Origin of the sequence: Halopiger aswanensis, from assembly GCF_003610195.1 — an archaeon.
In the GTDB taxonomy this organism is placed as follows: domain Archaea; phylum Halobacteriota; class Halobacteria; order Halobacteriales; family Natrialbaceae; genus Halopiger; species Halopiger aswanensis.
On sequence record NZ_RAPO01000001.1, the window covers coordinates 1,184,978 to 1,211,637 of the forward strand.

Consider the following 26,660-nt stretch of genomic DNA (forward strand, 5'->3'; position numbering starts at 1 on the left):
GCCTTTGTTACGGCGGTTCGGCCGCCGCCGGCGTCACGGATGTCGGTTAGATTCGCCGTGAAGAATGGACTTAGTGCCCCGTCACCGGAGGTACAAATATGGTCAGATTTGGCTGGTTTGCCTCTCTCGAGGAGTTTACGCCCGATGAGTGCCTGCACCAGGTCGAACTCGCCGAGGAGGCGGGCTTCGATACTGCGTGGGTGAACGACCACTTCCACCCCTGGTTCGACCACAAGCAGGACGGATCGTCGGCCAACGGCGGGAACGCTTGGTCGTGGCTCCCCGCGGCCCTCGAGCGCACCGACGACCTCGTCATGGGGACGGGCGTCAGCGCGGTCATTCACCGCTATCACCCGGGGAACGTCGCCCATCGACTGGCGACGCTCGCAGAGATGTACCCCGACCGAATCTTCCTCGGACTCGGCTCCGGCGAAGCACTGAACGAGAGCCCGCTCGGGCTGCCGATGCCCGAGTTCGGCGAGTCCGCCAAGCGCACCGCCGAAGCGGTCCGGATAATGCGTGCCCTCTTCGAGAACGACTTCGTCAGCTACGACGGGAACTTCTGGTCGCTCGACGAGGCGAACCTCTACACCGGCCCCGACGAGATGCCGCCGGTCTACATCGCCAGCAACGGCCCGACGCTCGCCCGAATGGCCGGCGACCTCGGCGACGGCTACGTCACCGTCTTCGAATCGCCCGAGCGCGTCCAAGAGGAACTGTTCCCGTCGGTCCGAAAGGGCATCGAGCGGTCCGAGCGAAACGACTCCCTCGAGGAGATGGACCGCTCGATTCACCTCCACGTTTCCTACGACCCCGACAGCGAGGAGGCCGCCCTCGAGCCGTGTCTCCCGTGGCGCGGCACGATGCTCGACATCTTCTTCGAGGCGAACATCGCCGACCCGCGGGTCGTCCAGCGCCACGGCGACAAGGTCGATCCCGACGTCCTCAAGGAGGAGATGACTATCACGACCGATCCACAGGACATCGTCGACGTCACCGAGAAGTACGTCGACGCCGGCTTCAACCACATCGTCTACCAGAGCCACAGTCCCGACCAGGCGGCCTTCTGTGAAGTGATCGAAGAGGAAGTCATCCCGCGCTTCGGGGACGTAACGGCGACGCCGTAACCTGCCGGCGCGCAGCGTCAGTTCTCGAGTTTTTCCGCGATTCGTCCGGTCACCCTGAGCGGCTACACTCGCCGCCCGAGTCGAAAATGACGAATGACCCTGGAGAACAGGTAGCCGCTGGGCAACGCGCCACCATCAACCAGGGCCAATTCCGGGTTGGTGTCGGGGACACATAAACTATCGTTGACTATTGTGCAAGCCGCTCAAATAGGGATAGATAACACGTGGCAGGGTTCGAATCCCGGAGGCGGCGTCGGGAAAGGGGAGCGCTCGAGCCGTCTTCCCACAGGACGAGCGGGCCCGCAAACGCCGGCCGGTCCCTTTTCGCTCGCCTCGTGAAAGCGCCGGGTATGAGCGAGGACGGACCGAACCGCGACCGCGCACAGGACCGCATCGGACAGCGCAAGTCGGAGCGGGCCGACCACACCGAGGCCATCTTCGAAGACGTCCAACGACACCTCGGCGAACTCGAGTATCCCGTCACGAGCGAGGAACTGGCCTCGGAGTACAGCAACGAGGCGATCGACATGCCCAACGAGACGGAGTCGCTGGGCAGCGTCTTCGATCGATTGGCGGGCGAACAGTACGACGACCCGGAGGAGGTTCGGGAAGCGGTGTACGGCGAGATCACGGGTGAAGCGAGCAGTCCGAACGAGGCTAACGCCGAACGCGACCTTACGGCGTTGGACGCCGAGAAACAGGGATCGCCCAGCGAGCGGGGCGGCGACTCGCTATAACCCGCGGTGGGGCGGATACCGACCCTCGAGAGCGTCGATAGTCATCGCCGCGCCGTCGCCGGATCGTGATAGCAGAACGGATTTACGTTCCAATCTCCTTCGTTCGCGTATGGATTACGAATCGAGTCTCGACCGTGCGATGGACGATGTCCCCGACATCGGGGGCGACGAACAGCGGCTCCAGATCCCGGACGCCGAGACCCAGAAGGACGGCGCATTCACGCGCTTTACGAACCTCGGCGACATCGCCGACGTCCTCTCGCGCGAGGACGAGCACCTCCACCGGTTCATCCAGCGCGAGATGGGGACCAGCGGCAAACTCGAGGACGGCCGCGGCCGATACAACGGGACCTTCTCCGAGCAGGACTTCGACATGGCCGTCGACGCCTACGTCGACGAGTACGTCCTCTGTTCGGAGTGTGGTCTGCCGGACACCCGCCTCGTCCGGGAGGACCGCACGCCGATGCTGCGCTGTGACGCCTGCGGTGCGTTCCGCCCGGTCACCAAGCGCTCCGCGAGCAGCCAGCAGCAACAGCAGGCCGACGCCGTCGAGGAAGGCGAGACCTACACCGTCGAGATCACCGGCACCGGTCGCAAGGGCGACGGTGTCGCCGAGAAGGGCGAGTACACGATCTTCGTCCCCGGCGCCGAAGAGGGCGACGTCGTCGAGATCTACATCAAGAACATCTCGGGCAACCTCGCGTTCGCGGAACTGGCCTAACGGGAGCCACTCGAGTTCTTCCCGATCTTCTCGCGGCGTCGATCACCGAGAGCCGTCGGACCGATTACTTAAAGTAAATTTGTCCTAGTAACACTGTCGTGGGAGTATCGTTCGACCTCTTCGGAACCCTCGTGGCCGCCGAGACGCCGGCCGATCCGGCCGACGCCGTCGCGACCGAACTCGCCGAGCGGGACGTTCCGGTCCCCGACGACTGGCAGGCCGCGTACACGGAGCCACACGTCGACGCCCCCGAGGGCGCCGAGGTACCGCTTCCGGCTCACGTCGCCCGCGCGCTCGCGAGCCGCGGCATCGACTACGAGCGAAACGCGGTCAGACGGGCCGTCGTCGCGGCGTTCGACCCCGACGTGACGACCAGAGACGGGGCCCGCGAAGCGGTCGCCGCGGCCCGCGAACTGGGGCCGGTGGCGATCTGCTCGAACTGCAGCGTTCCGGAACTCGTCGCCCGAACGCTGATCCGCGCCGACCTCGAGCGCGACGCCTTCGACGCCGTCGTCACGAGCGTCGGCTGCGGCTGGCGCAAGCCGGCCCCCGAGATCTTCGAACTGGCGGCCGACGAACTCGGCGTCGACCCGGCCGACCTCGTTCACGTCGGCGACGATCCGGACACCGACGGCGGCGTCGAGGCAGTTGGCGGGACGGCGCTATTGCTCGACGGCCGAGGCGATGACGGTGACGGCGACGACGGATTGACGCTCGAGGACGTTCCGGAACGACTGTCGGACCGATCGAACGCGAACGCATCGACACGGGATTCGGAGCGATGACGCCAACGGCGCGATCAGGGCCGGACCGCGACCAACAGGAGGGAGCCGCGTGATCGCGACGCTGGGGATGATCGGTCTGGCGTTCAGCCTCGATCTTCTCCTGGGTGAGCCGCCGAACGCCGCCCACCCGGTCGCGTGGTTCGGCCGCCTCGTGGGCGCGCTCGACCGCGACTGGAGCGCGGCGACGGATACCCGCACCGAGAACGCGCCTCGACGGCAGCGCCGTGTCGGCATCGTGATTGCCCTCCTCGCGCCGCTGCTACCCGCCGTCGCGGCTGCCACCCTCGTCATCGCCGCGAGCGCGCTCGCTCCGCTCGCGGGCGCCGTCGCCGCCGCGCTCGTCCTCTTTCTGTCGATGAGCCTGCGTTCGCTGCTCGAGCTTACCGACACTGTGGTCGCAGCGACCGCGAATGCGAACGACCTCGAGACCGCCCGCGACCGGGTCCGCGGACTCGTCGGCCGCGATACGTCGGCGCTTTCGGCGGCGGAGCTTCGCAGTGCGGCCGTAGAGAGCGCGGCCGAGAACCTGGCGGACGGACTCGTGGCGACGCTGGTTCCGTTCGCCGTGCTCGCCCCGCTCTCGCCGCCGGCCGCGGCCGCCGCAGCCGCGTGGGTGAAGGGGGTCAACACGCTCGATTCGATGCTGGGCTACCCGGACAAGCCGATCGGCACCGCGAGCGCGCGACTCGACGACCTCGTGATGTGGCTCCCGGCGCGGCTCAGCGCGCTGGCGATCGCCGTCGCCGCCGGCGACCACCTCGCACTAGAGCGTGCGCGACGGTGGGCTCGAGCACCGCCGTCGCCCAACTCCGGGTGGCCGATGGCGACGCTCGCCTGCGCGCTCGGGGTTCGACTCCGCAAGCCGGGCGTCTACGACCTCAACCCGGACGCTCCGCTCCCCACAGTCGCTGACGGCGAGCGAGCCGTGCGCGTCGTCGGACGCGGGGCGGCGGTCGCGGTGCTCGTCGCCGTCGCGCTGGCGATCGGCGTCGACGCGGTCGCGGCCGATACGGTCGCGACGCCGCTCGAGGCGCCTCGACTCGCGGCGCCGGAGGTGACGCTCCGATGACCGCACGCGGCCGAGGGTGGCCCGGCGCGATCCGCGCCGCGGTCGGGTTCCTGACGCGACTGCCGGTCCCTCACCGCGAGGGTGACTGGGACGCGTTCCGCTCGCGGCCCGCCGCGTTTCCGATCGTCGGCCTCGTTTCGGGGTCGCTGGCGGCGATGCCGCTGCTCGCCGTCGACGTACTGCCGGCGTCGACCGTCGCGCTCGGCTACCTGCTCGCGGTCTATGCCGTGACTGGTGTCCACCACCTCGACGGGATCGCCGACCTCGGCGACGCCCTCGTCGTCCACGGTGATCAGGAGCGGCGGCGCGAGGTGCTGAAGGATACGACGACCGGTGTCGGCGCCGTGCTTGCAGTAGCGCTGACCGTGGCCGCTCTCGCCCTCGCGGGGCTCGGGCTGGCGGATCTGCCGCCGCTGACGGCGGTCGGGATCGCGATCGGCGCCGAGATCGGCGCGAAACTCGGGATGGCCGCGATGGCCTGCTTCGGCACCGCGGAGTTCGAGGGGATGGGCCGGCAGTTCACCGAGGCGTCGACGCCGGGACGGTTCGTCGTTCCGACGGGTGTCCTCGCCGGTGTAACTGTCCTCGTCTGGCCCGACCCGGCCGCTGTGGCACCGTGGAGTGCGCTCGCCGGAATCGGCCTGCCCTGGTACTGGGCGAACCGCAGCCTCGGCGGCATCAACGGCGACATCTTCGGCGCCGCGAACGAGATCGGCCGCATCGTCGGCGTTCACGCGGGGGTGATCGCGTGGACGCTCTCGTGATGTGCGGCGGAAAGGGAACGCGCCTCGAGAGCCCCCACGAGAAACCCCTGCATCCGATCGGCGGTACACCGATGGTCGATCGCGTCGTGGCGGCGCTCGCGGAGAGTCGCGTCGAGACGATATCCGTCGCCGTCTCGCCGAACGCACCCGAGACGCGGGCCCACCTCGAGCGCGCCGCGCGCGAGCGCGAAGCCCTGACGACTGTCGAGACGCCGGGCGAGGGGTACGTTACAGATTTGATGCAGGTCCTCGAGCGCGACGACGTCTCGACGCCGATCCTCACCGTCGCCGCCGATCTCCCGCTGCTCGAGGCGCCGGTCGTCGATCGGGTGCTCGCCCGCCACCGTGACAGTGACCGGTCGCGGACCGTCTGCGTCCCCGTCGCACTCAAACGACGGCTCGGCGTCAGCGTGGACGCGCGCCTCGAGTCGCGCTCGCATCTCGCGCCGACGGGCCTCAACGTCGTCGGCGACGCCGACGCCGATTCGATCGACATCCATTACGATCCGCGACTCGCAGTGAACGTCAACCGACTCGAAGACGCACGGATCGCAGCCGAGCGAATACCGAACCGAACGGGCGAACCCGTACGAGATCGAGACGAACCCGACACGCAGTAATACGGAGACAACACGATGCGCGTACTACTCGCAGCCGGCACGACCGACACCGCACTGATCGAGGGGATAAGCGCCGCCGGCGCGTCCCCGGAACTGATGGCCCACACGCCCGCGGCCGACGCCGAGATTCTCGCCTACGGCGAGCCGACCCGCGCGCCCGTGACGCCGGTGAGTCCGACGGGCTGTCCGACGCCCGCGGCGGTCACTCGCGCCGTGCGAGAAACGGTTGGCTTCGACATCGCGATCGTCGACGCCGGCCTCGCCGAGCCGACGACCGCGCCGACGGTCGGTATCGGGGACGTCGCGCCGGGTGCGGACGTTCGCGAAGACGAGGCCGTCTCGGACGCTGGGGCGATCTTCGACCGCGCGCACGGGTACGGCACGAGCCTCCCCGACGACGACCTCCTGATCGGAGAGACGATTCCCGGCGGGACCACCACGGCGCTGGGCGTTCTCACCGCGCTCGGCGAACCGATCGGCGTCTCCTCCTCGCTCCCCGAGAACCCCCTCGAGCACAAGCGCCGGGTGGTCGACGAGGGACTCGCAGCCAGCGACCTCGAGCCCGGCGCGTGCGCGGGAGCACCGCTCGAGGCGATCCGCGCCGTCGGCGATCCCGTCCAGCCGACGGTAGCCGGCGTCGCGGCCGGCGCGCTCGAGTCCGGCACCGGGGTGACGCTCGCGGGCGGCACGCAGATGATTGCCGTCGCCGCCCTCTTGCGCCACGCCGGCGTCGATGCACCGCTGTCGATCGCGACGACGTCGTTCGTCGCCGATGAGCGGGGGGACGATCTCGAGGCCGCTTGCGAGCGTCTCGACTGTGAGCTAACGGTGACGGACCCCGGATTCGCCGATCACGAGCGCGACCACGTCGCGATGAACCGCTACTGTGCCGGCGAGGCGAAGGAGGGCGTCGCGATGGGCGGTGCGCTCTCCCTTGTGCCGGACGGACAAATGGCCGACGTGCGCAATCAGTTCGAGACGGTCTGTTCGCGGCTCGGGATCGACGCCGAACAGGGAGGACAGCACGACGACGAAGAATGCGGAGGTGACTGATACCGTGGACCCTGCCGCGATCCGCACCGCCGAGCGCGTCCCCCACGGCGGCGAGACCGACACGGACATCCTCGATTTCTCGGCGAACACGAACCCCCGAATACCCGACGGCGTCGAGGGCGTCTACGCCGACGCCCTCGAGGATGCCCGGCGCTACCCGGACGACGACTACCCCGATTTCCGCGCCGCGGCCGCCGGGTTCGTCGGCTGCGAACCCGACGACGTGGTTCCGACGCCCGGCGGACTGGCGGCGATTCGGCTCGCTATCGAAATCACGCTCGAGCCCGGCGACGAGGCCCTGGTTCCCTACCCGAGTTTCGGCGAGTACGCCCGCGAGGTTCGACTGCAGGGCGCACAGCCGCGGTTCATTCGGTACGACGACCTGTTCGCCCTCGAGCGCGAGGGCCTCGAGTCGGCTGCGCTCGCGGTCGTCTGCACGCCGAACAATCCGACGGGCGAGGCGGCCGATCCCGACGAACTGGCCGCCTTCGCGGCTCGGTGCGAGCGGGCGGGCACGACGCTGTTGGTCGACGAGGCGTTTCTCGGCTTCACCGACCTGCCGTCGGCGGCCACCCTCGCGCGGGACCGCGACCTCGAGAACGTGATCGTCGCGCGTTCGTTGACCAAACTGTTCGGACTCCCCGGGTTGCGGGCGGGCTTCGCTGTTGCGACCGGCGAGCGGCGCGACGCGCTCGAGACGGCCCGCCGCGCGTGGTCGCTCGGGACGCCGGCCGCGCGGGTTGGCGCCCACTGCCTTCGGCAGGACGAGTTCGTCCGGGAGACGCGCGAGCGCGTCGCGAGCGAGCGCGAGCGACTGCGCGAGGCGCTCGGCGAGCGGTTCGACGTCTACTCGTCGGACGCCCCGTACCTCCTGTGTGACGTCGGCGACCGCGACGTCGCTGACGTGATCGCATCGGCCCGCGACCGCGGGGTTGCGATTCGGGACGCGACGACTTTCCGCGGCCTCGAGTCCCACGTTCGCGTCGCCGTCAAGGATCGCGCGGCGAACGACGAACTGCTCGCAGCGCTCGGTGTGCAGGGCAACCGCGACCGATGACGATGGAGACGACCGACGACAGCGATCGCGAGCGCGCGTACGAGGCGGAGCGTCGGGACGGCGTCCTCCGGGTTCGTCGCTCCGATCATGACGCCGACGCCGAGTGGCTCTCGACCGGCTGGAACGGCGGCCGCCGGACCGCCGACTGCGCGTACAACGTCTCGGTTCCGGACGGCTGGGATCGGACCGATCTCGAGGCGTACGTCGACGAACGGCTCGAGCGGGCGGACTTCGCCGATAGCGGCGACGGAGACGGTACTGCCGTCGCCGGTGGCGAGGACGAAACCCGCGACGCCGGCGGCGAGCCGCCCGTCCTGCTGACCGGCGTCGACCTCGAGGACGCCCGCGGTGCCCAGTGTGGCCCGGTAACGGTCTACGCCACCGCCGGCATTTCGAATCCGGCGGCGCTGCCGATGGCCCCCGATGCTTCGACCGATGCCGACGCGGATCCGGGACCGGACTCGGACTTCGACTCGGAATTGGATCCGACCGGCACCGTCAACCTCATCGTCGGGACGACGCGGGCCCTCGAGCCCGGCGCGCTGGCGAACCTGATCGCCGTCGCCGCGGAGGCGAAGGCGGCGACGCTGCTCGCGGCGACCGGATTTCCCGGCACCACGACTGACGCGGTCGTCGTCGGCCACGATCCGTCGGGTCCGGCCACCTCGTTTTCGGGTTCGGGAACGGCGGTCGGCGCGGCGACGCGGGCTTGCGTCCGCGACGCCGTTCGAGCGTCGCTGCGCGCACACTACGCGGGAATCGACCAACAGGTACCGTCGTCGGTCGACGCGGCGACCCACGGCGTCTCGACGGACGTTCGCGCCAGCGTGTTTCGACCGACGCCGTCCGACGGGTCGCCGGGGCAGGGCAATTAAACGCGTTCGCCGCTAACGACTGCTCGATGGGAGAGGACGGAACCGACGAGAGCGATCCAACCCGGATCCGGTCGCTCGCCGTATCGGCGGAAGACGCCGTCAACGCGTACGCCTACGGGCAGGAGAACCCCGGCGAGGCCGTCCTCCGCGTGACCTCGCCGTTCCACGGCCGGATGCGGGCGCGGCTTCACGTCTATCGAGTCGACGATACGCAGGTAACCGGGGCGATCCACGTTCCGCCCGAAGACGTCATCGCGGACGACGTGCTGGCGGCGTATCCGCACCTCGAGGACGAATTCGACGACCTCGCGGCGGACACTCTCGATGAGCTGGACGACGCGGAAGCCGAACGGCTCCGAAAACGCCACGCCGAGGCCGTCGAAGAGTGGCAGGAGCGGGCCGAAGCCGCCATCGTCGAGACGGTGACGCTCGAGACCGACGACGGGCCCCACCAGGTCGACGTAAAACGACTCGGCTGAGCCGCGCAGTAGCACGACTGTCGGAGCGCCACGACCGAGTCGACGACACGGATTTGGAGGGGACACGTCTCATGTCCTGCACTTTCACTTTCACTCCGGACGGATCGGTTTGACGTACCGTCTGTCCAATTGAGAGGTATGGCACTGATCGTAGACGCGGCCGACGACCGGAGCGAGGTGGACAGCCGACGCGAAGGGACCGTGACGACCGCCGAGCGGCGTCGTCGCATCGACGTGACCGACCTCCGGACGGCCGGCATCGAGGAGTTCGTCCGCGCGAACGTCTCGACCGAACGCGTCTCGCTCGAGCACTGCGGCGCGCGGACGTATCTCGTGCTCGAGGAGTGAGACGCAGCCCGCTGCTGACGGGGCGATAGACGTACTGACTCGAGTGCAAACTGTACCGACTGCTATCGACCCGTTAGCGGAATCGTCGGTAGGCCCGGAGCAGGAGCGAGACGGCGGTGCCGAAGCCGGGAATCCGCGACGAGGCGAGCGCGGAGCCCAGCAGGAGGACGCCGCTCTTGGGTCGGCCCTTCGAAAACTCCATGACGGCGTCGATGAGCGTCGTGACGACGCCGGCGTTTTTCAGCAGTTTCGTGCGGTTGGACGTAGCTGTCATGGGTCTAGCGAGAACGAGCAGCGAGAAACGGATCGGGGTTGCATATGCCACGAACGAGCTTCGTGTCGTCGCGGTCGGCACGGACGCACGTCTCAGTCGAAGGCGGCGACCAGCGTCCCGTCGGTGAGCGGATCGGGCGCTTCCGATTCCAACTCGCCGGTCTTCCCCGGACGCGCCTCGGGGAACCCGGCCCTGGCGACGCCGGTCTCGTCGACCGCGTACACGACGCCGCCGTAGCCGATGTCGGCGGCCCATTTCTGACCGTTTCCGGACACGCCCGCGGTCGCACCGGCGGCTCGAAGGAGGAAAACGTGCGTAATCCCGTCCGTTCGGTCGAACGTCTCGCGCGCTCTAACGGCGTGGCTAATGCTGAGGATCGCGCCGTCCGACCCCTGCCGATCGCAGAGGACGTCGTGAGTCAGGTGCGCGTGATCGAACGCCTCGACGTACTCGACGACGGCGTCGTCGGCGAACGAGTCCGGGGGATCGGGGTACGGGATCGTCGTTGCCGTTTCGGCCGTCTCCGTTTCGCCGCCGGACTTGACCGTGACCGTTTCCGACTCGAGTTCACACTCCGGTCGCGTCGGTTCGGTCTCGAAGTGGCTACGAACCGTCCCGTCGGTCGAGCCGGTCGACCCGTTCGCGGTCGCCGCGTGCTGCTCGTCGCCCGTCTCGCCGCCGGCGTTCCCGCCGTCCGTCCGATCGCTCACACAGCCGGCGAGGGCGCCCGTCGTCGTTCCGACCGCAGCCAGTATCGTCCGTCGGTTCATCGGTTCGTATGCTGTCAGACGGCGTATAAAAACCGGCGCAGCGTGAAACGATCCTTTCAGCTTGGCCGCGGTCGCGGGAACCCTGCCATCGCATCCTCGTAAGTCCTCGAGCACCGAGTCCGTCGCCGGAATCGGTACCACTAATCCGCCGGACGCCCCAGCGCCGATAATGCGACTCGCGAGACTCGAGACATCCGATGGACCGGTACGCGGACGCTACGAGGACGGCGTCGTCCACGCGGACGACGAGACGTACGCGGTCGGCGAGGACGGCGACCTCCTGCCGCCCTGCGAGCCCTCCGCGCTGTACTGCGTCGGCCGCAACTACGCCGAGACCTTGGAGCAGATGGAGTACGAGCGCCCCGAGGAACCCGACTTCTTCATCAAGCCGCCGGCGTCGCTGCTGGCCCACGAGGAGCCCATCGAGTACCCCGAATTTACGAACGAACTCACCTACGCCGGCGAACTGGCCGCGGTGATCGACGAGCGCTGCCACGACGTTTCCGAGGCCGAAGTGCCCGACGTCGTGCGGGGCTACACCATCATGAACGACGTCGACGCGCTCGACCAGCAGGGGCGGACTGCGCGGAAGGCCTTCGACGGTTCCGGCCCGCTCGGGCCGTGGCTCGAAACGGACCTCGATCCGCGGGGGATCGACATGCACACGGACGTCGCGGGCGAGCGCCGGCAGGAGGCGAACACGGAACTGATGCTGTTCGATCCCTACGAGGTCGTCTCCTACCTCTCGCGGCGGTTTACCTTCCGGCCGGGCGACGTGATCGCCTTCGGCAGCCCGGCGAATCCGGGACTGGTCGAACCCGGCGACACGGTCGAGATCACCTACGAGGGCGTCGGAACGCTGCGGAATACGGTGATCGAGGCGGACGAAACCGCCTGAACCAGACGGCGAGACCGAAACCGCCGTATCCCGCGTCCCGTCGATCGACGGAATCGGAATCAGCTCACGCCGCGTTCCGCTGCGCGTTTGGCGGCGACGCTAAGGGCCCGCCCGTAGTAGCCGATCCATCCCATGGCCTCCCCTCGAGACCGAACGGCGACCGATCGGCGGACGGAATCGGACCGGCTGGATCCGTTCGCGTCCGGTATCGACCGACGACGCCTCATGCGCTCGTCGGCTGCGGGCGCGAGCGCCGCCGTCGCCGGCTGCCTCGGCGACGGTGCGGCCGTGGAGCGCGAACCGACCGTCTACGTCTTCAACAACGGCGACCGGACGGTGACCGTCGTCGACGCGGAGCGCGACGAGGCCCTCGAGACGGTCCACGTCGACACCACCGCGTCGTTTCCGGCCAACCAGTACGGCACGGGCGCGGACTCCGAGTACGACGTCCTCTGGCTCAACGTCGACGGCGGCGTCGCGGCGCTGGACGCGCACACGCTCGAGGAGGTCGCCCGCGTCGAGACCGGCTTCGAGCCGAACTATCCCAACCTGACGCCGGACGAGGAGCACCTGCTCGTCGCCGCGGGCGGGACGACGACGCTAGATCCCGATCCCGAATCGGACGGCGCCGACGAATCGGACGAGTCGGCGGCCGCCGAGGACCACGCGATCGTTCGAATCGACGCCGACCGCGACGGGGATACCTTCGGCGAGGTCACTGAGGAGATCCGAACCGGCTATACCGGTCCGTGCGACGCGACGCTCGACCCGGGCGGCGAGTACGCGTTCGTCCCCGAGATCGCCGCCGAACGGCTTCGGGTCGTCGAGGTAGACCCCTTCGAGACCGCGGCCGAGGTCGACGTCGGCGAACCCGCGGGGGACGGACAGGTGTTGCCGTTCATGGCGACGGCGTCGTTCGACGGCGACCTGCTGCTGGTCGAGAACGGCGAGGGCGCGCTCGGTCCCGATCCCGAGGTGCCCCGCGAGGGGTCCGAGAGCATCTGGGACGTGTCGACGCCCACCGAACCCGTCGAACTCGAGCGCATCACGCGTTCGGACGGCCTGCCGGCGACGCCGATCACGAGCGAGATCGGTCCGGAGTGCGAGACGGGCTACCTGTTCACGCCGGACGCCGAGGCCGTGACGGTCCTCGACCTCGAGGACCGCGAAGTCGACCGCGTCCTCGACGTCGGCGGGAGCGCGATTTCGGGCGCGTGGGGGCCGCGCCGGGAGAAGCTGTACGTGCCGGTCCAGACGGCGAACCGCGTCGCCGTCGTCGATCACGCGCGCCGCGAGGTCGTCGCGACGATCGACGCGGGCGAGTCCCCGACCGGTGCGGTCGGCGGGATGGTCCGGCCCGAGACGAGCGCGGACCAGCGGCTCCGGGCCGCACTCGCCGGACTGGGCCTCGAGTTCGGCGAGCGGGAGGCGACGGCGTGTCCCGACGGGAACTGTTACTGCGGCTGACGGAGCGTCCGCCGCGGCGCCGCAGCGCCGACCCCGGTCGCAGCCGCGAGGAGCAACACACTTCCGCGCGCGGTCCCTCCCCACTGCCGTGAGCACCGAGGAGGCCCCGCGCCGCGTGGAAGTCTACCCCGACCGCGAGGTCGTCGTCGAGTTCGACCCCGACCTCACCTTCGAGTGCGTCGACGACTGCACCTGGTGTTGTCACCACGGGGTCTTGCTCTACGACAAGGATTTACTCGAGTTAGCCCAGCGGGCGAACCTCGCCGAGACGACGACCGACTTTCGCGGCGAGAAGTTCGTCACCCGCGAGGAGAAGGGACGCGAGGACCACGTCGCCGAGGACGGCTGTGCCTGCGCCTTCCTTCGCGAGGACGGACTCTGTTCGCTGCATCTTGAGGAAGACTGGAAGCCGACTCGGTGTTCAGTGTTCCCGCTCGGCGTCTGGCGCGAGGACGGCGACCTCCACGTCGACATCCGCGATTCGGCCCACGACCACTGCGAGGGACTGAACGTCAGCGAGCGGTCGGTCATCGACAACCTCGAGGCCTTCCTCCCCGAGGTGCTGTGGGAACTCGAGAATCCGGATTCGGACCGCGAACTGTAACCGGTGCGTCCGTCGACGCTCGTTTTCCGAACCCCAGCGTCTCGAAAACGAATTTTCGGTATCGGGAGGCGTGTTACCACGACTCTCCAACCTTTTAAACGTCTTCGGTGCGTAGTTATCTTGTGACAGAAAACTCCGGGCGTCGGAACCTCCGTATGCCCAACAACGATGAAGTATTCGCCGTCGTCACCGAACACCTCGGTGGAAACCACGTTCAGCTTCGCTGCGAGGACGGCGAGGAGCGTCTGGGCCGCATCCCCGGACGGATGAAATACCGAACCTGGATCGAGCAAGACGACATCGTCGTCGCCGAACCCTGGGACTGGCAGGACGAGAAGGCCACCATCGAGTGGCGCTACACCAGCCAGGACGCGGACCAGCTCCGCCGCGAAGGTCACATTGACTGATAGCGGTCGCAGCGCTGACTAATTTCGTCGCTTTCTCCGCTAGTACTGGGCTCCGAGAGCGTACGCCGCGATAGCAGTGCCGTTGTGCGTACGGGGAGTGCACCGTCTGCTACTGCGCTCGATTTCCGATAGCAGTCGCTACCCGGGAACCCATCCAAAAATCGCACCGCTCACCGCGTCGAAGCAACCGAATCCGACCGCGTCAGTGGTAGCCGCGCTGGGTCTGGTGCATCATGTCCCACAGCGCGTCCTCGATGGACTCGTCGGTCTGTTCCTCGAGCTTTTCGTACAGTTGTTCCGAGACGGTGACTTCCGGCATCGTTTCTCCGTACGCGATCCGGCCTTGTAAAACTACTCGGATACGAAACTGAGTTAATTATTGCGGTGACGGTCACCGCTCGATACCGGTTCCGATCGATCGTGCCTACCGCGTCGCGCGTTTCCACTCCCGCAGCCCGAGCACCGATCCGTCGAGGTCGTCCGCGTCGGCCTCGGTCGCCGCCCAGACGAACAGCTCCGCGACGTCGGCTGGGTCGCGGCCGGTACCGCCCGTCAGGTCCGTCGCGACGTGCCCCGGATCGAGACAGCCGACGACGTAGTCGGTGTCGGCGGCGAATCCGCGAACGACGGCTTCGGCGGTCGCCTTCGAAATGGCGTAGGACCCGTACCCAGGAGCGGACTTACGGGCGACCGGTCCGGTCGGGACGAGCACCCGCGCGCCGTCGTTCAGGTGGGGCAGCGCCTCGCGGATCGTCGCGAAGACGCCGCGCCCGTTCGTCCGCCAGTGGTCGTCGAACGCCGCGTAGGACTCGTCGTCGGTCGGCGTCGCCCCCGGTTCGCCGTGGTAGACGCCGGCCGCGGGAACGACGACGTCGACCCCGCTGCGGGCTCCCGTTCTCGAGGCCGTCTCGAGGAAGCGTTCGACGTCGTACTCGTCGCGAACGTCGGTTCGGTGCCCCGCCGCGGTCGCGGTCTCGGCCGTCGCGTCCTCGAGCGCCCCGACGGTCGCATCGACCTCGTCCCCGTCTCGAGCCCCGACGACGATCGTCGCGCCCGCCGCCGCGAACGCGTCGGCGACGGCGCGTCCGATGCCGTGCGTACCGCCGGTGATGGCGGCAGTCAGTTGCGTCATACGTCGCGTACAACTGGGAGGAACTGAAACCTACCCCCGACGATGCCGGCACCGACCGGAGCGGACGAGGGGCTGGCGGGATAGCGATTGCCTAGCTACCGAGAAGGTGATCTGCGTTATAGCAGTAACTCGGCTCGAGTTACCGGCGACCGACACTTGCCGCGTCGTCCGATCGGAATCGCGTCGAAAAAGGGTTGCTCTCGGAGCCTCGCGGTCGACCGAATCCGGTTCGGCGCGCTATCGTCGACCGAAGATTCGCTTGTAGAGGCTGCGCTCCGTCGGTCGCTCTGCGAGCAACACCGACGCGTCGACCTCGTTGATGACGTCCAGATGGAGCGTGCTGGTGACGAGCCGCGAGAGCAGGCCGCGTTCGGTCGCCCCGATCAGGACCATCGTGTGATCGTCGGCGGCGCGACAGATCGCGTCCTCGACGTCGCCCGAGTCGTCGACGATGATCTCGGCGTCGGGTAAGTCGTGATCGATAGCCCACTCCGTGAGGAACTGTTCGCCGGCATCGCGCTCCTCGGGGCTGTCGACGACGTGCAGGAGGGACACCTCGGACCCGTCTGTATCGGCGAGCGTGCGCGCGACCGCCGCACTCAGGTCCGAATCGGGACCCCCGGCCGTCGGCAGGAGGAGCCGCGACGTGTCCAGCCCGCGGTTCTTCAGGATGAGGTAGTCACACGGCAGCCGCGTCGTCAATTCGCTGAGCGGTCGTTCGGCCCGCGCGGCGCTCCACAGCGTGTTCTCGTCCCACCCCATCAACACGAGGTCGGCGTGCTCGCGGTCGGCCGTGTCGAAGATTTCCTCGAACGATCGGTGCGTGACGACCGTCGAGGTTTGGCAGTCGACCGCCTGACCGGTGACGATCTCCTCGAGATCGGCGAGCAGTTCTTCGGACTCGGAAACGATCCGATCGCGCTGTCTGTCGGCCGTCGCCGAGCTGCCGGGTGTCTGGACGATGTGTTCGACGTGAACGGTCGCGTGCTCGTGATCGCTCGCGAGCCGTGTGGCGAACTCGACGATCGGCGCTTCGGTCCGCGGATTGGCGATCGGAACCACGATCCGGTACGTCTCGTCGTCCTCGGGCGCCGTCGTTTCCGCAGTGTCGATCAGCGGGACGTACGATCGCCCGGCGAGGCTGCCGAACAGCCACTCCTGTGGGGTGAGCCGGCGTTCGATACCGTCGAACCGCGCGGACTCGAGGCGTTCCTCGCTGGTCTGGTAGTAGTTGACGACGGTCACCAGCAGGATACCCCCGAGCGTGTTGCCGAGCAACACCGGCAACACGAAGTCGGTCACGCCGACGAGGACGGCGAGTTCGCCGGCGAAGACCAGATAGAGCATCTCGGTGAACGAGACGACGACGTGGAACAGGTTGCCGAGCGGAATCGCGAGGAAGGCGAGGTAGACGACGACGAGGCGGGAGATCGTATCGCGAGAGGCGAAGGTCACCCAGACGACGCCGGCGACGATCAGTCCCGCAAAGGCCGCCTTGAAGAACAGTTGCCACCACGAGGTCTCGATTCCGTGGTGTGCGATAGACATCGCTGCATCCGCCGCATCGGGGTCGAAGACGCCGCCCCACGTGAGTGCGACCGCACCGAGAGCGCCGCCCGTGAAGTTACCGGCGAGGACGATCAGCCAGTGGCGAAGCAACATCGGAAGGCTGGCCAACCGCTCGAGGGTCAGGGCGACCGGCGGGAGCGTGTTCTCGGTGTAGAGCTGGTAACCGCCGATAATGATGTAGATGAACCCGAGCGGGTAGAGCAGCGAACTCAGGATCGGATCGCCGCCGGTCGCACCGTACAGCGAGGCATACAGCAGAAACGTAATCGTGATCGCGAAGCCGGCGGCCAACCCGCTGAAGAACAGTTCCCGGTTGCCGGACGTGACCTCCTCGTCGGCGGCCGCGACGATCCGTTGGAAGACCTCGTCGGACGAGAATCGATCGCGGACGACCGAGCCGACCGCCGGCGCGCCGTGTCTGGATCGCTCGACGGCGTCTCGGACGGCCGTACCCTGCTCGGCGACCGGGTCAGCCGACGCTGGTTCCGCCTGCTGACCGGAATCAGCATCGTCCGCGTCCCCCTGCGGGGGCGGGGAGCGTTCGGATTCGGGTTCGGGATCAGCCATTATGAGGAAACGAGTGGGTTGAAGAACTAAGACGTTGGCATTTCCGACGGTATCGAACTGGCTCAGATTTTCACATTCTCCCGTAAAAATAGACACGTGATCGAATATCCGCCAACTCAGGACGCGAATATAAGCATCGACTCGGGGCGGCCGATGGACGCGCTACGCCCGCCGGACGCGCGGCCGACAAACGGCAAACGAGTCCGGAACCCGACGTATGTATGATACACGTTTTTCAGTTGGCCGATACTCACAACGACTCATGCAATCGCTGGCCGGTTCGTCCGTCGTCGTGATCGGGGCCGGCGTCGGCGGTCTCGCGACGGCGTGTTACCTCGCCGACGCGGGCGCCGACGTCCAAGTCATCGAGAAAAACGAACAGTTGGGCGGACGCGCGAGTCACCTCGAGCGCGACGGCTTTCGGTTCGACATGGGACCCTCGTGGTACCTGATGCCGGACGTCTTCGAGCGCTTTTTCGCCGATTTCGACCGAACGCCCTCGGACTACTACGAACTCACCCACCTCGATCCCCACTACCGGATTTTCTTCAAGGACGGCGATCAGGTCGACATCACACCCGACCTCGAGCGGACCAAGGACGTCTTCGACGAGTACGAGGACGGCGCCGGCGAGGCCCTCGAGCGATACCTCGCGAAGTCCAAGGAGAACTACGAGGTCGGGATGGAGCACTTCGTCTACGAGGACCGACCGCGCCTGCGGGACTACCTCGATCTCGACGTCGCGCGCCAGGCCCGGGGCCTCTCGCTGCTGGGCTCGATGCAGGGCCACGTCGAGGGCTACTTCGACCACCCGAAGCTCCAACAGATCATGCAGTACACGCTGGTGTTCCTCGGCGGCTCGCCGAAGAACACGCCCGCGCTCTACAACCTGATGAGCCACGTGGATTTCAACCTCGGCGTCTGGTACCCCGACGGCGGGGTCGCCGCGGCCGTCGACGCGATCGCGGATCTCGGCCGGGAACTCGGCGTCGAGTACGACACGAACCGGCCGGCAACGGCGATCAAGGGCCGGGAAGGCGCCTTCCTCGTCGAGACTCCCGACGGCCCGCTCCGGCCGGATCTGGTCGTCAGCAACGCCGACTACGCCCACACCGAGCAGGACCTGCTGCCCGCCGAACGGCGCGGCTACGACGCCGACTACTGGGAGTCCAGGACCTACGCTCCCTCCGCCTTCCTACTGTACCTCGGCCTCGAGGGCGAGGTCGACGACCTGGCCCACCACACGCTCGTCCTGCCGACCGACTGGGAGGAACACTTCGACCAGATCTTCGAGGACCCGCAGTGGCCCGATAACCCGGCCTACTACATTTGCGTCCCCTCCGAGACCGACGACGACGTCGCCCCGGACGGCCACAGCGCGCTGTTCGTCCTCGTGCCGATCGCGCCCGGTCTCGAGGACACCCCCGAGATCCGCCAGCAGTACCGCGACAAGATCTTGGACGACATCGCCGACTACACCGGCACGAGCCTTCGCGATCGGATCGTCGTCGAGGAGCGGTTCTGCGTCGAGGACTTCGCGAACCGGTACAACAGCTACGACGGGACCGCGCTCGGGCTGGCCCACACCCTCCGCCAGACCGCGCTCTTCCGGCCGCCCCACCGCTCGAAGGGCGCCGACGGCCTCTACTTCGTCGGCGGCGACACGACGCCGGGGATCGGCGTCCCGATGTGTCTCATCAGCGGCGAACTGACCGCGGAGAAGGTGCTCGCGGATCACGGAGACGAGTGACTGCGAGACGAATGTCCCAGTATCGCGATCCTCCGATCTGCCGATGACCGACGACCCGAACCCCGACGCCGGCGACCGGGAATCGCGGCCCTCGAGCGGCGCGTCGACGGCCGGCGATGCCGGGCTCCGCGATCGACTCGGCTATCTGCTCGTCCTCTCGCGGCCGCGGTTCTGGCTCTACCTCGCGGGACCGGTGCTGGTCGGGGTCGCGTACGCGGCGGAGTCACGAGCGGAGCTCTTCACTCCCGCGTCGGTCGTCCTCTTCGCGTACTTCCTGCTCCCGGCGAACGTCTTCCTCTACGGGATCAACGACATCTACGACCGGGATATCGACGCCGCGAACCCCAAAAAGGAGGAGCAGGAAGCGCGGTACCGCGGCCAGCGATACGTTCCTCTCGCGGTCGGCGTCTGTGCGGCGCTGCCGCTTGTGTTCGCGCCGCTTCTCGAGCCCGCGGTCTGGCCCTGGCTCGTCGTCTTCCTGCTGCTCGGGGCCGGCTACAGCGCGCCGCCGGTTCGGTTCAAGACGACGCCGATCCTGGACTCGGTCTCGAACGGCCTCTACGTCGCGCCGGGCGCCGCGGCCTACGCCGCAGTCGCCGGCGCACAGCCGCCAGCGATCGCCATTCTCGGCGCGTGGCTGTGGGCCATGGGCATGCACACCTTCTCGGCGATTCCCGACATCGAACCCGACCGCGCGACCGGCATCCGCACGACCGCGACGGTGCTGGGCGAACGGCGCACCTACGCCTACTGCGGGGCGTGCTGGCTCGGCAGCGCCCTCGGGTTCGCCGCCGTCGACGTCCGACTCGGCGCCGTCATGCTCGTCTACCCGGCGCTAATCGGGGCGATCGTCTCCTCGAGCGTCGCGGTCGACCGGGCCTACTGGTGGTTCCCGGCGATCAACACCGTCGTCGGCGCGGTGCTGACGATGGGCGGACTCTGGAGGATCGTCAATGGATAGGACCGACGCACACGATGCGGGCGGCGCTCCCGCTACGCACGCCCAAGAACACGGCGAGACGCGGACCGCCGTCCAGCGCCGCCTCGAGCGTCTGATCCGGGAGAACCGGTTTACGATCGCGGTCGTCTTCCCCGTCGTCGGCGCGCTGTTGCTGGTCGCGAGCGCCGAGAACCTCCTGCCGGCGCCGCTCGCGTACAATCCGCTGTTGATCTTCGTCGGGACCGCGGTCATGCGCTCGCCGCTGATCGTCGGCCTCCTGCCCCGGATCGATAGTCGGGCGCTGGCCTGTCTCGGTCTGCTGACGGCCTACACCTACGCGATCGAGACCGTCGGCGTGCGTACGGACTGGCCCTACGGCGCCTTCGAGTACGGCATCGAGTTGGGGCCGATGCTCAACGGCGAGATACCGCTCGCGCTGCCGCTGTTTTTCATCCCGCTCGTGCTGAACGCCGTTCTGCTCACCCTGCTGGTCCTCGAGCGGTGGTGGCCGCGCGGCCTCGAGCGGGCGCTGGTCAGGCTGCCGGTCGCCGTCGCCGCCGTCGTCGCGGTCGACCTCGTCCTCGATCCGGGCGCGGTCGCGATCGGCTTCTGGAGCTACGAGACGGGCGGCTACTACGGCGTCCCGCTCTCGAACTATCGGGGCTGGCTCCTCTCGGGCGCGGTCGCCGTCGCGCTCGTCGATCTCGCCTTCGACCGGGCGGCGCTGCTCGAGCGCGTCCGGACCTGCGAGTTCGTGTTGGACGATCTGGTGAGCTTCGTGCTGCTGTGGGGGGCGATCAACCTACTGTACGGCAACTGGATCGCCGCGGCCGTCGCGGGGCTGTTCTGCGCCGGCCTGTTCAGCACCGATCGCTACGACTGGGCGATGGTCCGAACGGCGCTCTCGAGCGGGTAACGCCCTCGAGCGGGGAGGCGTTCTCGGACGGTCAGAGGAAGAGGCTCGTGATGCTGTCGCCGGCCACCAGCAGGATCCCGACGGCGAGCAGCGTTAGCGCGAGCCAGACGCCCAGCGAGACCGCGGCGGTGCGGACGAACTCCTGGTCGTTCTCCGTTACTTCGAACGGACCGGAACTGGTGCGTTCGGCCATACCTATCGGTACGCACTGCGGCGATACGAAAGGGAATCCACTATATCAGGGGCTTTGATAGGCGCCTCGAGTCCGTCCACAAGCGGACTCGAGGCGCTAGAATTATCGCGTCGGGAGGCCGTCGCCGCGGTCGGGTCTGTGCGGCTCAGGGTCGGGATCGGAGTCGGGGCCGGGACCGGGTTCGGAGTCGGTCTCCGCGTCCGACTCGAGCGTCGGCACCGCAGAGACCCGTTCGAAGACCGCCTCGGGGTCGCGGGTCCACTGCCAGTGCCACCGCGTCTTCGCGAGACACCACAGCTTCCGCGTCGTCGACAGCGACGGTTCGGAAGAGAGCACGTCGTACTCCTGTCGTCGGATCAGCGCGTGGTGCTCGGCGTAGAGCACGGCCGCCAGCAGCACCGGCAGTTGGCAATCTTCGGGGAGATACCGAATGCCCGCGACGCCCTCCCGGTAGAGCGACTCGGCGCGGTGGAGTTCCTCGCGCATCGCCGCCGCGAACGCGTCCGAGTACTCGAGGCGCTCGATTTCGTCGTTCGAGACCCCGTGTTGCCGCAGCGTCTCCTGAGGGAGGTAGATTCGCTCGCGCTCGAGCATATCCTCGCGAACGTCCCGCAGGAAGTTGGTGAGTTGGAAGGCCTCGCCGAGTTTTCTGGCGTGCGGGAGCGCCGTCGCCTCTTTTTCGGGTTCGAGGTCCATGATCGCCGTCATCATCACGCCGACCGCGGCCGCCGAGCCGCCCATGTACGACTCGAGGTCGGCGTAGGTCTCGTACCGGCTCGTCTCGATGTCGGTCAGCATCGCGTCGACGAATTCGTCGACCGTCGCGTCGTCGATGTCGTACGCCGTTCGCAGCTCCTGAAACGCCTCGAGGACGGGATCCTCGGGCTCGGCCTCGCCGAGCGCCTGCGCGCGGAGCGACTCGAGTTCGGCCCGCTGTTTTGCGGGCGGTACGCCCTCGGCGTCGTCGACGACCTCGTCGGCGATGCGGAAGAACGCGTAGAGGACGTGCGTCGCGTGGCGAACTCGCTCCGGCAGGAATTTCGTCGCGAGGTAGAACGTCTTTCCCGTCCGTCGCTGGATGGCCTTGCCGGCGTCGATGTGTTCCTGTTGCATTGCTGAACTTCATCCGAGTCGACGACGCGAACGCAACCGTCACCGACCGTCGGATGTCTGACAACGACGGATGGTTATAAAATACCTAGGCCTCACTAGTGGGGTCGCCGGCAAACAGTTCCTCGAGCAGCTTTCGCTGTGCGGCCCGGAGGTGCTGGTGGAACGTCGACCGGGAGACGTCCATCGATTCGGCCAGTTCCTCGCCGGAGACGCCCCGCGGCCAGTCGAAGTAATCGGCGTAGTAGGCCTTCCGTAACGCCGTCTGCTGGCGGTCCGTCAGTTTGGTTTCGATCGTCGACTGCAGATCTCGGGGCGTCCGCGTCGGCTGGTCCGTCTCGTGGTAGCTGCGCAGTTCGACGCGATCGTACCGCTCCTCGAGCAGGTCGTACGCCGAGCGGGCGGCCTGGCCGTTTGGCAACTCCAGGGCCAGATCGAGTACCCGATCGTCGGCGTCGAATCGCTGGATCACGGCGCCGTGGTCGGCCAGTGCGGTGATGACGCCGTTTCCGAGCGCTAACTCGAGGACGACGCTGTCGTCGTACTCGGTCAGCACGGACGCGTTCTCGACGTCCTCGAGGGCGGTCGCAGCGTCGACGGCGCGGTCGGCGTCGGCCGTTTCGACGCGGAAGAACGCCAGCGGCGTGCCGCCCTCGTCGTAAGTCAGCCCGCGGTAGATGACCGTCGTCGACAGCGCGTCGGCGAGTTCCGTGACGAACAGCGACGGGTCCTCGATCGTCGCCTCGAGTTCGACGACGGTCTCGGTCGTCAGCATGCGCCGCGCCTCGATGGCGTTCAGCGCCGTCGAGACCGTCTCCGCGAGCGACTCGAGGATCGGGAGCTCGCGTTCGTCGAACACCGCCGGCTCGGCGGCGAAGAGCGTGAGCACGCCGTAGGTGACGTCGCCGTAGGTCAGCGGGATCGCAGCGACTGCGTGATACTGCTCGCCCGCTCCGGTCGGCCACCACCGGTCGGCGTCCTCGAACTCCGCGAGATCCTGAATCACGTAGGGCTCCGCTTCCTCGAGCGCGCGGACGGCAGGATGCGTCTCGTCGGAGCCGAGAACGAGATCGTCGTCCTCGAGGGGGACGTCGTCCCGACCGGCCCACTCGCGGGGCGAGACCCGTCGCGTCGTCACGTCGACGCGGCCGATCCAGGCGAGGACGTAGGGATCGGTGTCGACGAGTCGGCGACAGACCCGCCGCTCGATCTCGTCGCGGCTGCCGGCGCCGACCGCGGCGTCGGTAACCTCGCGGACGAGTCCGTCGACGCGCTCGAGGACGTGTTCCAGCGCGCGGTGCTCTTCGCGCACCTGTTCGGCGGATTCCTCGGCGGCGATTTCGGCCAGTTTCCGCTCGGTGATCTCGAGGTGGACGACCGTCACCCGCACCGCATCATCGGCGGTGAACCGGCCCGCTCGCATCATGAACCACCGCTTCTGATCGGGCGAGTGACAGGGGTACTCCATCGAAAACGAGTCGCGCTCGCCCTCGAGCACCGACTCGAGGCCCTCGGTCGCGCGCTGGGCGTGTTCGTCGTCGTCCGCGTCCATCGCAGCGGTGGCGACGTAGTCGTAGCCGACGTGGTCGTCCGTCTCGCCGGCTTCGAACTCGCGCCAGGAGCGATTCGTCAGGAGGATCTCGCCGTCGTCGTCGAGTACGGCGACGGTGATCGGGAGCGTCTCGAGAGCCGCGGCGGCGAGTGCATCCCCGGTGGCCATCGCCCGTAGTTTCGGGTTCGAGTGTAATAACGAATCTGGAGCGCGCGCGATAGGCAGGTCCAAGTGTGATTACAGAATGGGGAGCCGCTATTGACCGGCGAGCGGGGCGTCGCCGTCCTCACCTCCCGCCTCAAGTACCTACTCGAGCAGTTCGTCCCGGAGCATGGGGATGAACGTCCCGATGTCGGTGACCATGCCGATCGCTTGCGCGCTGCCGCGGTCGAGCAGTTGGGTGACCGTCGCGGGGTTGATGTCGACGCAGACGGTCTTGGTGGTCGAGGGCAGGCAGTTCCCGACGGCGACGGAGTGCAACAGCGTCGAGAGCATGAGCACGAGGTCGGCCTCGTGGGCCTGCTCGCGGATCGCGTTCTGGGCCTCGATCGAGTCGGTGATCGTGTCCGGGAGCGGGCCGTCGTCGCGGATCGAGCCCGCGAGCACGAAGGGGACGTCGTTCGCAACGCACTCGTACATCACGCCCTCGTCGACGACGCCCGCCTCGACGGCTTCCTCGATGCCGCCCAGCCGGACGATCTCGCTGATCGTGTAGATGTGGTGCTTGTGGCCCTCCCGCGGGTGCTCTAAGTTCTCCGTGTCGACGCCCAGCGAGGTGCCGTACAGGTCGCGCTCTAAATCGTGGACCGCGAAGCCGTTGCCGGCGCTGAGTGCGTCGACGTAGCCCGCACCCACGAGGTCCGCGAGGGCGTCCCGGCCCCCTGCGTGGACGATCGCCGGACCGCAGACCGCGAGCACGTTCCCGTCCTCGGCCTGCACTTCGCGCATCTCGTCGGCGATCTCCTCGATGAGCGACTCGGAGGGACGCTCGCTCGAGACGCCGCCCTGCATAAACCCGAAGGAGCCGCCGCCGTCGCGGGGCCGCTCGGGTGGTTCGACGCGGATGCCGGTCTCGCCGGTGACGACGAGGTCGCCCTCCTCGACGGCGTTCAGGACTTTGGTGGAAACCCGTGGCTCACCGTCGCCTTCGCCGGCGTCGCCGGTTCCTTGCGGATCCGCCGGATCCCCCCGCTCGACCACGAGTGCACAATCCATCTCGGGGTCTGCGACCTCGACCCACTCACCGTCGACGCGGACGTAGGTCGGGTGGTTCGTCGTCGAGTAGAAGTCGATCGGCACGACCCCGTCCTCCGGCGCCGGCTCGAGCGTCGCGTCGCGGGGGTCGGCGACGGTCGCGCCCTGCTGGTTGAGTTCGTGGAGGATCGCCCGCAAATCTTCTTCGGTGTCGGCCATGACGGTCATCCGGCAGTACGTCTCGGCGTGTTTGTGGCGGCCGACCTCGAACTCCTCGACTTCGAACTCGCCGCCCATGTCCATCACGACGCCGAAGCAGTGGCCCATCGTCCCCGAATCGATGATGTGGCCCTCGAGTTCGACGGTACGCGCAACTGTCATTGGGGGTAGTTAGACGGCATGGCCTAAGACAGTGGAGGTTTTCGACCAGCACGTTCGCGGTCAGCCGGTGTTCATCGCAGCGCCGCTCGGCAGGCGGTATCGAGGTAATCGTACCGAAACCGTTACTTTCACAACTCCGAAACTGATATAATTGCGAACACTTTTGTACGGAGTCGTGGACTCCTCCCACGGAGATCGCACGTGCGTCCGATTCGCCGACGGCAACCGGACGTCGTCGCCCCTGTCACGACGACGGTAGACACGCTGTCGTCGGCCGACGCGACGCGCTCGAGGGAACGCCGGCGACGGAACGTGGGACGATCCGCGGCGAGCGGCGGGCCGACGAAGAGATCTCCGAGTGACCGGCAACTCGAGTCGATCGGCGAGACGCGATCGTGACCGCAATCGCGATCGCCCGCCGAACCGAGTGCCGTCACACGCTCCCCCATCCTTCCCTAATTCGGCGGCGTCGCTCCCGGAGCAACCTATATGGCACTCGGTGACATACCATCGCGTATGGCCACCGACACAGCCACAGCGCTCTCACGATGTCGTAACTGCGGCTTCGAGGCGCCGGGCGGCGACGACGCGTGGATCCGACTCGAGGTCCCGAAACTGGGCCGGATGACACAGTGTCCGAACTGCGAGAGTACGGACGTCATTACGCGACGGTAACGCCGTCGCGACGGGGTCGAGCGCAAGTTGTGAGCAGACAACTGGGAACTCGCGCGACGCGGACAAACTCTTGAACGTCACCCTCCTACACCACGTATGGAATCCGAGAACGACCGCACCGCAGACGACCTACCGAAAAGCGACGCGGAGTGGCGCGAGCGACTCAGCGACGAGGAGTACCGCATCCTCCGCGAAGCCGGCACCGAGCCACCGTTCAGCGGCGAGTACGTCGACCACAAGGACGACGGCAGCTACGCCTGCACGGCCTGCGGCGCCGAACTGTTCGACTCCGAGACGAAGTTCGAGTCGGGCTGTGGCTGGCCCAGTTTCTACGACGTCGACGACGACAAGGTCGAGACCCGTCTCGACACCAGCCACGGCATGCGCCGCACCGAAGTCCTCTGTGCCGAGTGCGGCGGCCACCTCGGCCACGTCTTCGAGGACGGCCCCGAGCCGACGGGCAAGCGCTACTGCATCAACAGCGTCGCCCTCGAGTTCGAGGACGACGAGTAACAGAATCACGACGAGTAACGGAATCGCGGGACGGCGCGCGACCGAGATCGCCACAACGCGCCAAATCGGGCGAGGCGAGTGCAGGCAGCATTCTTTTCGACGTACCCGGCCGA

At 67.7% G+C, this 26,660-nt stretch carries 30 protein-coding genes; 21 read left to right on the plus strand and 9 right to left on the minus strand.

Going from position 1 to position 26,660, the window contains the following annotated elements; translation table 11 throughout:
* The first annotated feature begins 98 nt into the window (after window positions 1–98).
* The 12 genes from ATJ93_RS05710 (at window position 99) to ATJ93_RS05765 (ending at window position 9,635) form a co-directional block, all read left to right on the plus strand.
* Complete coding sequence (locus ATJ93_RS05710) at window positions 99–1,127, plus strand: LLM class flavin-dependent oxidoreductase (RefSeq protein ID WP_120243621.1); 1,029 nt, start codon at window positions 99–101, stop codon at window positions 1,125–1,127.
* A 350-nt stretch (window positions 1,128–1,477) separates the two neighbouring features.
* Window positions 1,478–1,864 carry a DUF5789 family protein gene (locus ATJ93_RS05715; RefSeq protein WP_120243622.1) on the plus strand — a complete coding sequence of 129 codons (387 nt, stop codon included), beginning with the start codon at window positions 1,478–1,480 and terminating at the stop codon, window positions 1,862–1,864.
* Window positions 1,865–1,973: 109 nt separating this feature from the next.
* Window positions 1,974–2,585 carry a translation initiation factor IF-2 subunit beta gene (locus ATJ93_RS05720; protein ID WP_120243623.1) on the plus strand — a complete coding sequence of 204 codons (612 nt, stop codon included), beginning with the start codon at window positions 1,974–1,976 and terminating at the stop codon, window positions 2,583–2,585.
* A gap of 98 nt (window positions 2,586–2,683) precedes the next feature.
* Entirely contained in the window at window positions 2,684–3,370 is a 687-nt protein-coding gene (locus tag ATJ93_RS05725; protein WP_120243624.1) for an HAD family hydrolase, read from the plus strand.
* Between the two features lie 67 nt (window positions 3,371–3,437).
* Window positions 3,438–4,439: an adenosylcobinamide-phosphate synthase CbiB gene (gene cbiB / locus ATJ93_RS05730; RefSeq protein ID WP_211334035.1), complete on the plus strand. Its 1,002-nt coding sequence runs from the start codon at window positions 3,438–3,440 to the stop codon at window positions 4,437–4,439.
* Complete coding sequence (cobS, locus tag ATJ93_RS05735) at window positions 4,436–5,203, plus strand: adenosylcobinamide-GDP ribazoletransferase (protein WP_120243626.1); 768 nt, start codon at window positions 4,436–4,438, stop codon at window positions 5,201–5,203. Before cbiB ends, cobS begins: the two co-directional genes overlap by 4 nt.
* Window positions 5,203–5,823 carry an NTP transferase domain-containing protein gene (locus ATJ93_RS05740; RefSeq protein WP_120243942.1) on the plus strand — a complete coding sequence of 207 codons (621 nt, stop codon included), beginning with the start codon at window positions 5,203–5,205 and terminating at the stop codon, window positions 5,821–5,823. Before cobS ends, ATJ93_RS05740 begins: the two co-directional genes overlap by 1 nt.
* Before the next feature lie 15 nt (window positions 5,824–5,838).
* Window positions 5,839–6,876: a nicotinate-nucleotide--dimethylbenzimidazole phosphoribosyltransferase gene (locus ATJ93_RS05745; RefSeq protein ID WP_120243627.1), complete on the plus strand. Its 1,038-nt coding sequence runs from the start codon at window positions 5,839–5,841 to the stop codon at window positions 6,874–6,876.
* Between the two features lie 4 nt (window positions 6,877–6,880).
* On the plus strand, window positions 6,881–7,933 hold the full coding sequence (cobD, locus tag ATJ93_RS05750) for a threonine-phosphate decarboxylase CobD (RefSeq protein WP_120243943.1): 1,053 nt from the start codon (window positions 6,881–6,883) through the stop codon (window positions 7,931–7,933).
* Complete coding sequence (locus tag ATJ93_RS05755; protein WP_120243628.1) at window positions 7,930–8,808, plus strand: adenosylcobinamide amidohydrolase; 879 nt, start codon at window positions 7,930–7,932, stop codon at window positions 8,806–8,808. The genes cobD and ATJ93_RS05755 overlap by 4 nt, the downstream gene beginning before the upstream one ends.
* Window positions 8,809–8,834: 26 nt before the next feature.
* Window positions 8,835–9,287 (plus strand): hypothetical protein, encoded by a 453-nt coding sequence (locus tag ATJ93_RS05760; RefSeq protein ID WP_120243629.1) that lies wholly within the window; start codon window positions 8,835–8,837, stop codon window positions 9,285–9,287.
* Window positions 9,288–9,425: 138 nt separating this feature from the next.
* The gene (locus ATJ93_RS05765) at window positions 9,426–9,635 is read left to right on the plus strand and encodes a hypothetical protein (protein WP_120243630.1); all 210 of its coding nucleotides are present in this window, start codon (window positions 9,426–9,428) and stop codon (window positions 9,633–9,635) included.
* A 73-nt stretch (window positions 9,636–9,708) separates the two neighbouring features.
* Here ATJ93_RS05765 and ATJ93_RS05770 read toward each other — a convergent pair whose 3' ends face one another.
* Both ATJ93_RS05770 and ATJ93_RS05775 read right to left on the minus strand, forming a co-directional pair.
* The gene (locus ATJ93_RS05770; RefSeq protein ID WP_120243631.1) at window positions 9,709–9,909 is read right to left on the minus strand and encodes a hypothetical protein; all 201 of its coding nucleotides are present in this window, start codon (window positions 9,907–9,909) and stop codon (window positions 9,709–9,711) included.
* Between the two features lie 92 nt (window positions 9,910–10,001).
* The gene (locus ATJ93_RS05775; RefSeq protein ID WP_120243632.1) at window positions 10,002–10,679 is read right to left on the minus strand and encodes a hypothetical protein; all 678 of its coding nucleotides are present in this window, start codon (window positions 10,677–10,679) and stop codon (window positions 10,002–10,004) included.
* Between the two features lie 169 nt (window positions 10,680–10,848).
* Between ATJ93_RS05775 and ATJ93_RS05780 the strand changes: the two genes are divergently transcribed.
* From ATJ93_RS05780 to ATJ93_RS05795, 4 genes are all read left to right on the plus strand, one after another.
* Window positions 10,849–11,577 (plus strand): fumarylacetoacetate hydrolase family protein, encoded by a 729-nt coding sequence (locus tag ATJ93_RS05780; RefSeq protein ID WP_120243633.1) that lies wholly within the window; start codon window positions 10,849–10,851, stop codon window positions 11,575–11,577.
* Window positions 11,578–11,709: 132 nt separating this feature from the next.
* Entirely contained in the window at window positions 11,710–13,044 is a 1,335-nt protein-coding gene (locus ATJ93_RS05785) for a beta-propeller fold lactonase family protein (RefSeq protein WP_245977511.1), read from the plus strand.
* A gap of 88 nt (window positions 13,045–13,132) precedes the next feature.
* Complete coding sequence (locus ATJ93_RS05790) at window positions 13,133–13,648, plus strand: YkgJ family cysteine cluster protein (protein ID WP_120243634.1); 516 nt, start codon at window positions 13,133–13,135, stop codon at window positions 13,646–13,648.
* A gap of 122 nt (window positions 13,649–13,770) precedes the next feature.
* Window positions 13,771–14,055: a translation initiation factor aIF-1A gene (locus ATJ93_RS05795; RefSeq protein WP_120243635.1), complete on the plus strand. Its 285-nt coding sequence runs from the start codon at window positions 13,771–13,773 to the stop codon at window positions 14,053–14,055.
* A gap of 202 nt (window positions 14,056–14,257) precedes the next feature.
* On the opposite strand, the gene ATJ93_RS24530 is transcribed toward ATJ93_RS05795, so the two are convergent.
* From ATJ93_RS24530 to ATJ93_RS05805, 3 genes are all read right to left on the minus strand, one after another.
* Complete coding sequence (locus tag ATJ93_RS24530) at window positions 14,258–14,374, minus strand: phosphohydrolase (RefSeq protein WP_394338792.1); 117 nt, start codon at window positions 14,372–14,374, stop codon at window positions 14,258–14,260.
* A 105-nt stretch (window positions 14,375–14,479) separates the two neighbouring features.
* The gene (locus ATJ93_RS05800) at window positions 14,480–15,187 is read right to left on the minus strand and encodes an SDR family NAD(P)-dependent oxidoreductase (RefSeq protein WP_120243636.1); all 708 of its coding nucleotides are present in this window, start codon (window positions 15,185–15,187) and stop codon (window positions 14,480–14,482) included.
* Between the two features lie 237 nt (window positions 15,188–15,424).
* Window positions 15,425–17,323 carry a formate/nitrite transporter family protein gene (locus tag ATJ93_RS05805; RefSeq protein ID WP_120243637.1) on the minus strand — a complete coding sequence of 633 codons (1,899 nt, stop codon included), beginning with the start codon at window positions 17,321–17,323 and terminating at the stop codon, window positions 15,425–15,427.
* A gap of 262 nt (window positions 17,324–17,585) precedes the next feature.
* Here ATJ93_RS05805 and ATJ93_RS05810 point away from each other — a divergent pair, with 262 nt between their 5' ends.
* Genes ATJ93_RS05810 through cruF form a run of 3 tightly spaced genes read left to right on the plus strand, consistent with a single transcriptional unit; the run spans window position 17,586 to window position 20,929 of the window.
* Window positions 17,586–19,073, plus strand: coding sequence for a phytoene desaturase family protein (locus ATJ93_RS05810; RefSeq protein ID WP_120243638.1), 1,488 nt, complete (start codon window positions 17,586–17,588; stop codon window positions 19,071–19,073).
* A gap of 43 nt (window positions 19,074–19,116) precedes the next feature.
* On the plus strand, window positions 19,117–20,034 hold the full coding sequence (locus tag ATJ93_RS05815; RefSeq protein WP_120243639.1) for a prenyltransferase: 918 nt from the start codon (window positions 19,117–19,119) through the stop codon (window positions 20,032–20,034).
* Window positions 20,027–20,929 carry a bisanhydrobacterioruberin hydratase gene (gene cruF, locus ATJ93_RS05820; RefSeq protein ID WP_120243640.1) on the plus strand — a complete coding sequence of 301 codons (903 nt, stop codon included), beginning with the start codon at window positions 20,027–20,029 and terminating at the stop codon, window positions 20,927–20,929. Before ATJ93_RS05815 ends, cruF begins: the two co-directional genes overlap by 8 nt.
* Before the next feature lie 31 nt (window positions 20,930–20,960).
* Here cruF and ATJ93_RS23525 read toward each other — a convergent pair whose 3' ends face one another.
* The 4 genes from ATJ93_RS23525 to ATJ93_RS05835 form a co-directional block, all read right to left on the minus strand.
* A complete protein-coding gene (locus tag ATJ93_RS23525) occupies window positions 20,961–21,122 on the minus strand; it encodes a hypothetical protein (protein WP_170155524.1) in 162 nt (53 codons plus the stop codon).
* A 102-nt stretch (window positions 21,123–21,224) separates the two neighbouring features.
* Window positions 21,225–22,235: a phytoene/squalene synthase family protein gene (locus ATJ93_RS05825; protein WP_120243641.1), complete on the minus strand. Its 1,011-nt coding sequence runs from the start codon at window positions 22,233–22,235 to the stop codon at window positions 21,225–21,227.
* Between the two features lie 85 nt (window positions 22,236–22,320).
* Complete coding sequence (locus tag ATJ93_RS05830) at window positions 22,321–23,952, minus strand: bacterio-opsin activator domain-containing protein (protein ID WP_120243642.1); 1,632 nt, start codon at window positions 23,950–23,952, stop codon at window positions 22,321–22,323.
* Between the two features lie 138 nt (window positions 23,953–24,090).
* The gene (locus tag ATJ93_RS05835; protein ID WP_120243643.1) at window positions 24,091–25,359 is read right to left on the minus strand and encodes an ornithine cyclodeaminase; all 1,269 of its coding nucleotides are present in this window, start codon (window positions 25,357–25,359) and stop codon (window positions 24,091–24,093) included.
* A gap of 516 nt (window positions 25,360–25,875) precedes the next feature.
* Here ATJ93_RS05835 and ATJ93_RS23530 point away from each other — a divergent pair.
* Window positions 25,876–26,034, plus strand: coding sequence for a hypothetical protein (locus ATJ93_RS23530; RefSeq protein WP_170155525.1), 159 nt, complete (start codon window positions 25,876–25,878; stop codon window positions 26,032–26,034).
* A gap of 96 nt (window positions 26,035–26,130) precedes the next feature.
* Entirely contained in the window at window positions 26,131–26,547 is a 417-nt protein-coding gene (gene msrB / locus ATJ93_RS05845) for a peptide-methionine (R)-S-oxide reductase MsrB (RefSeq protein ID WP_120243645.1), read from the plus strand.
* Window positions 26,548–26,660: the final 113 nt, after the last annotated feature.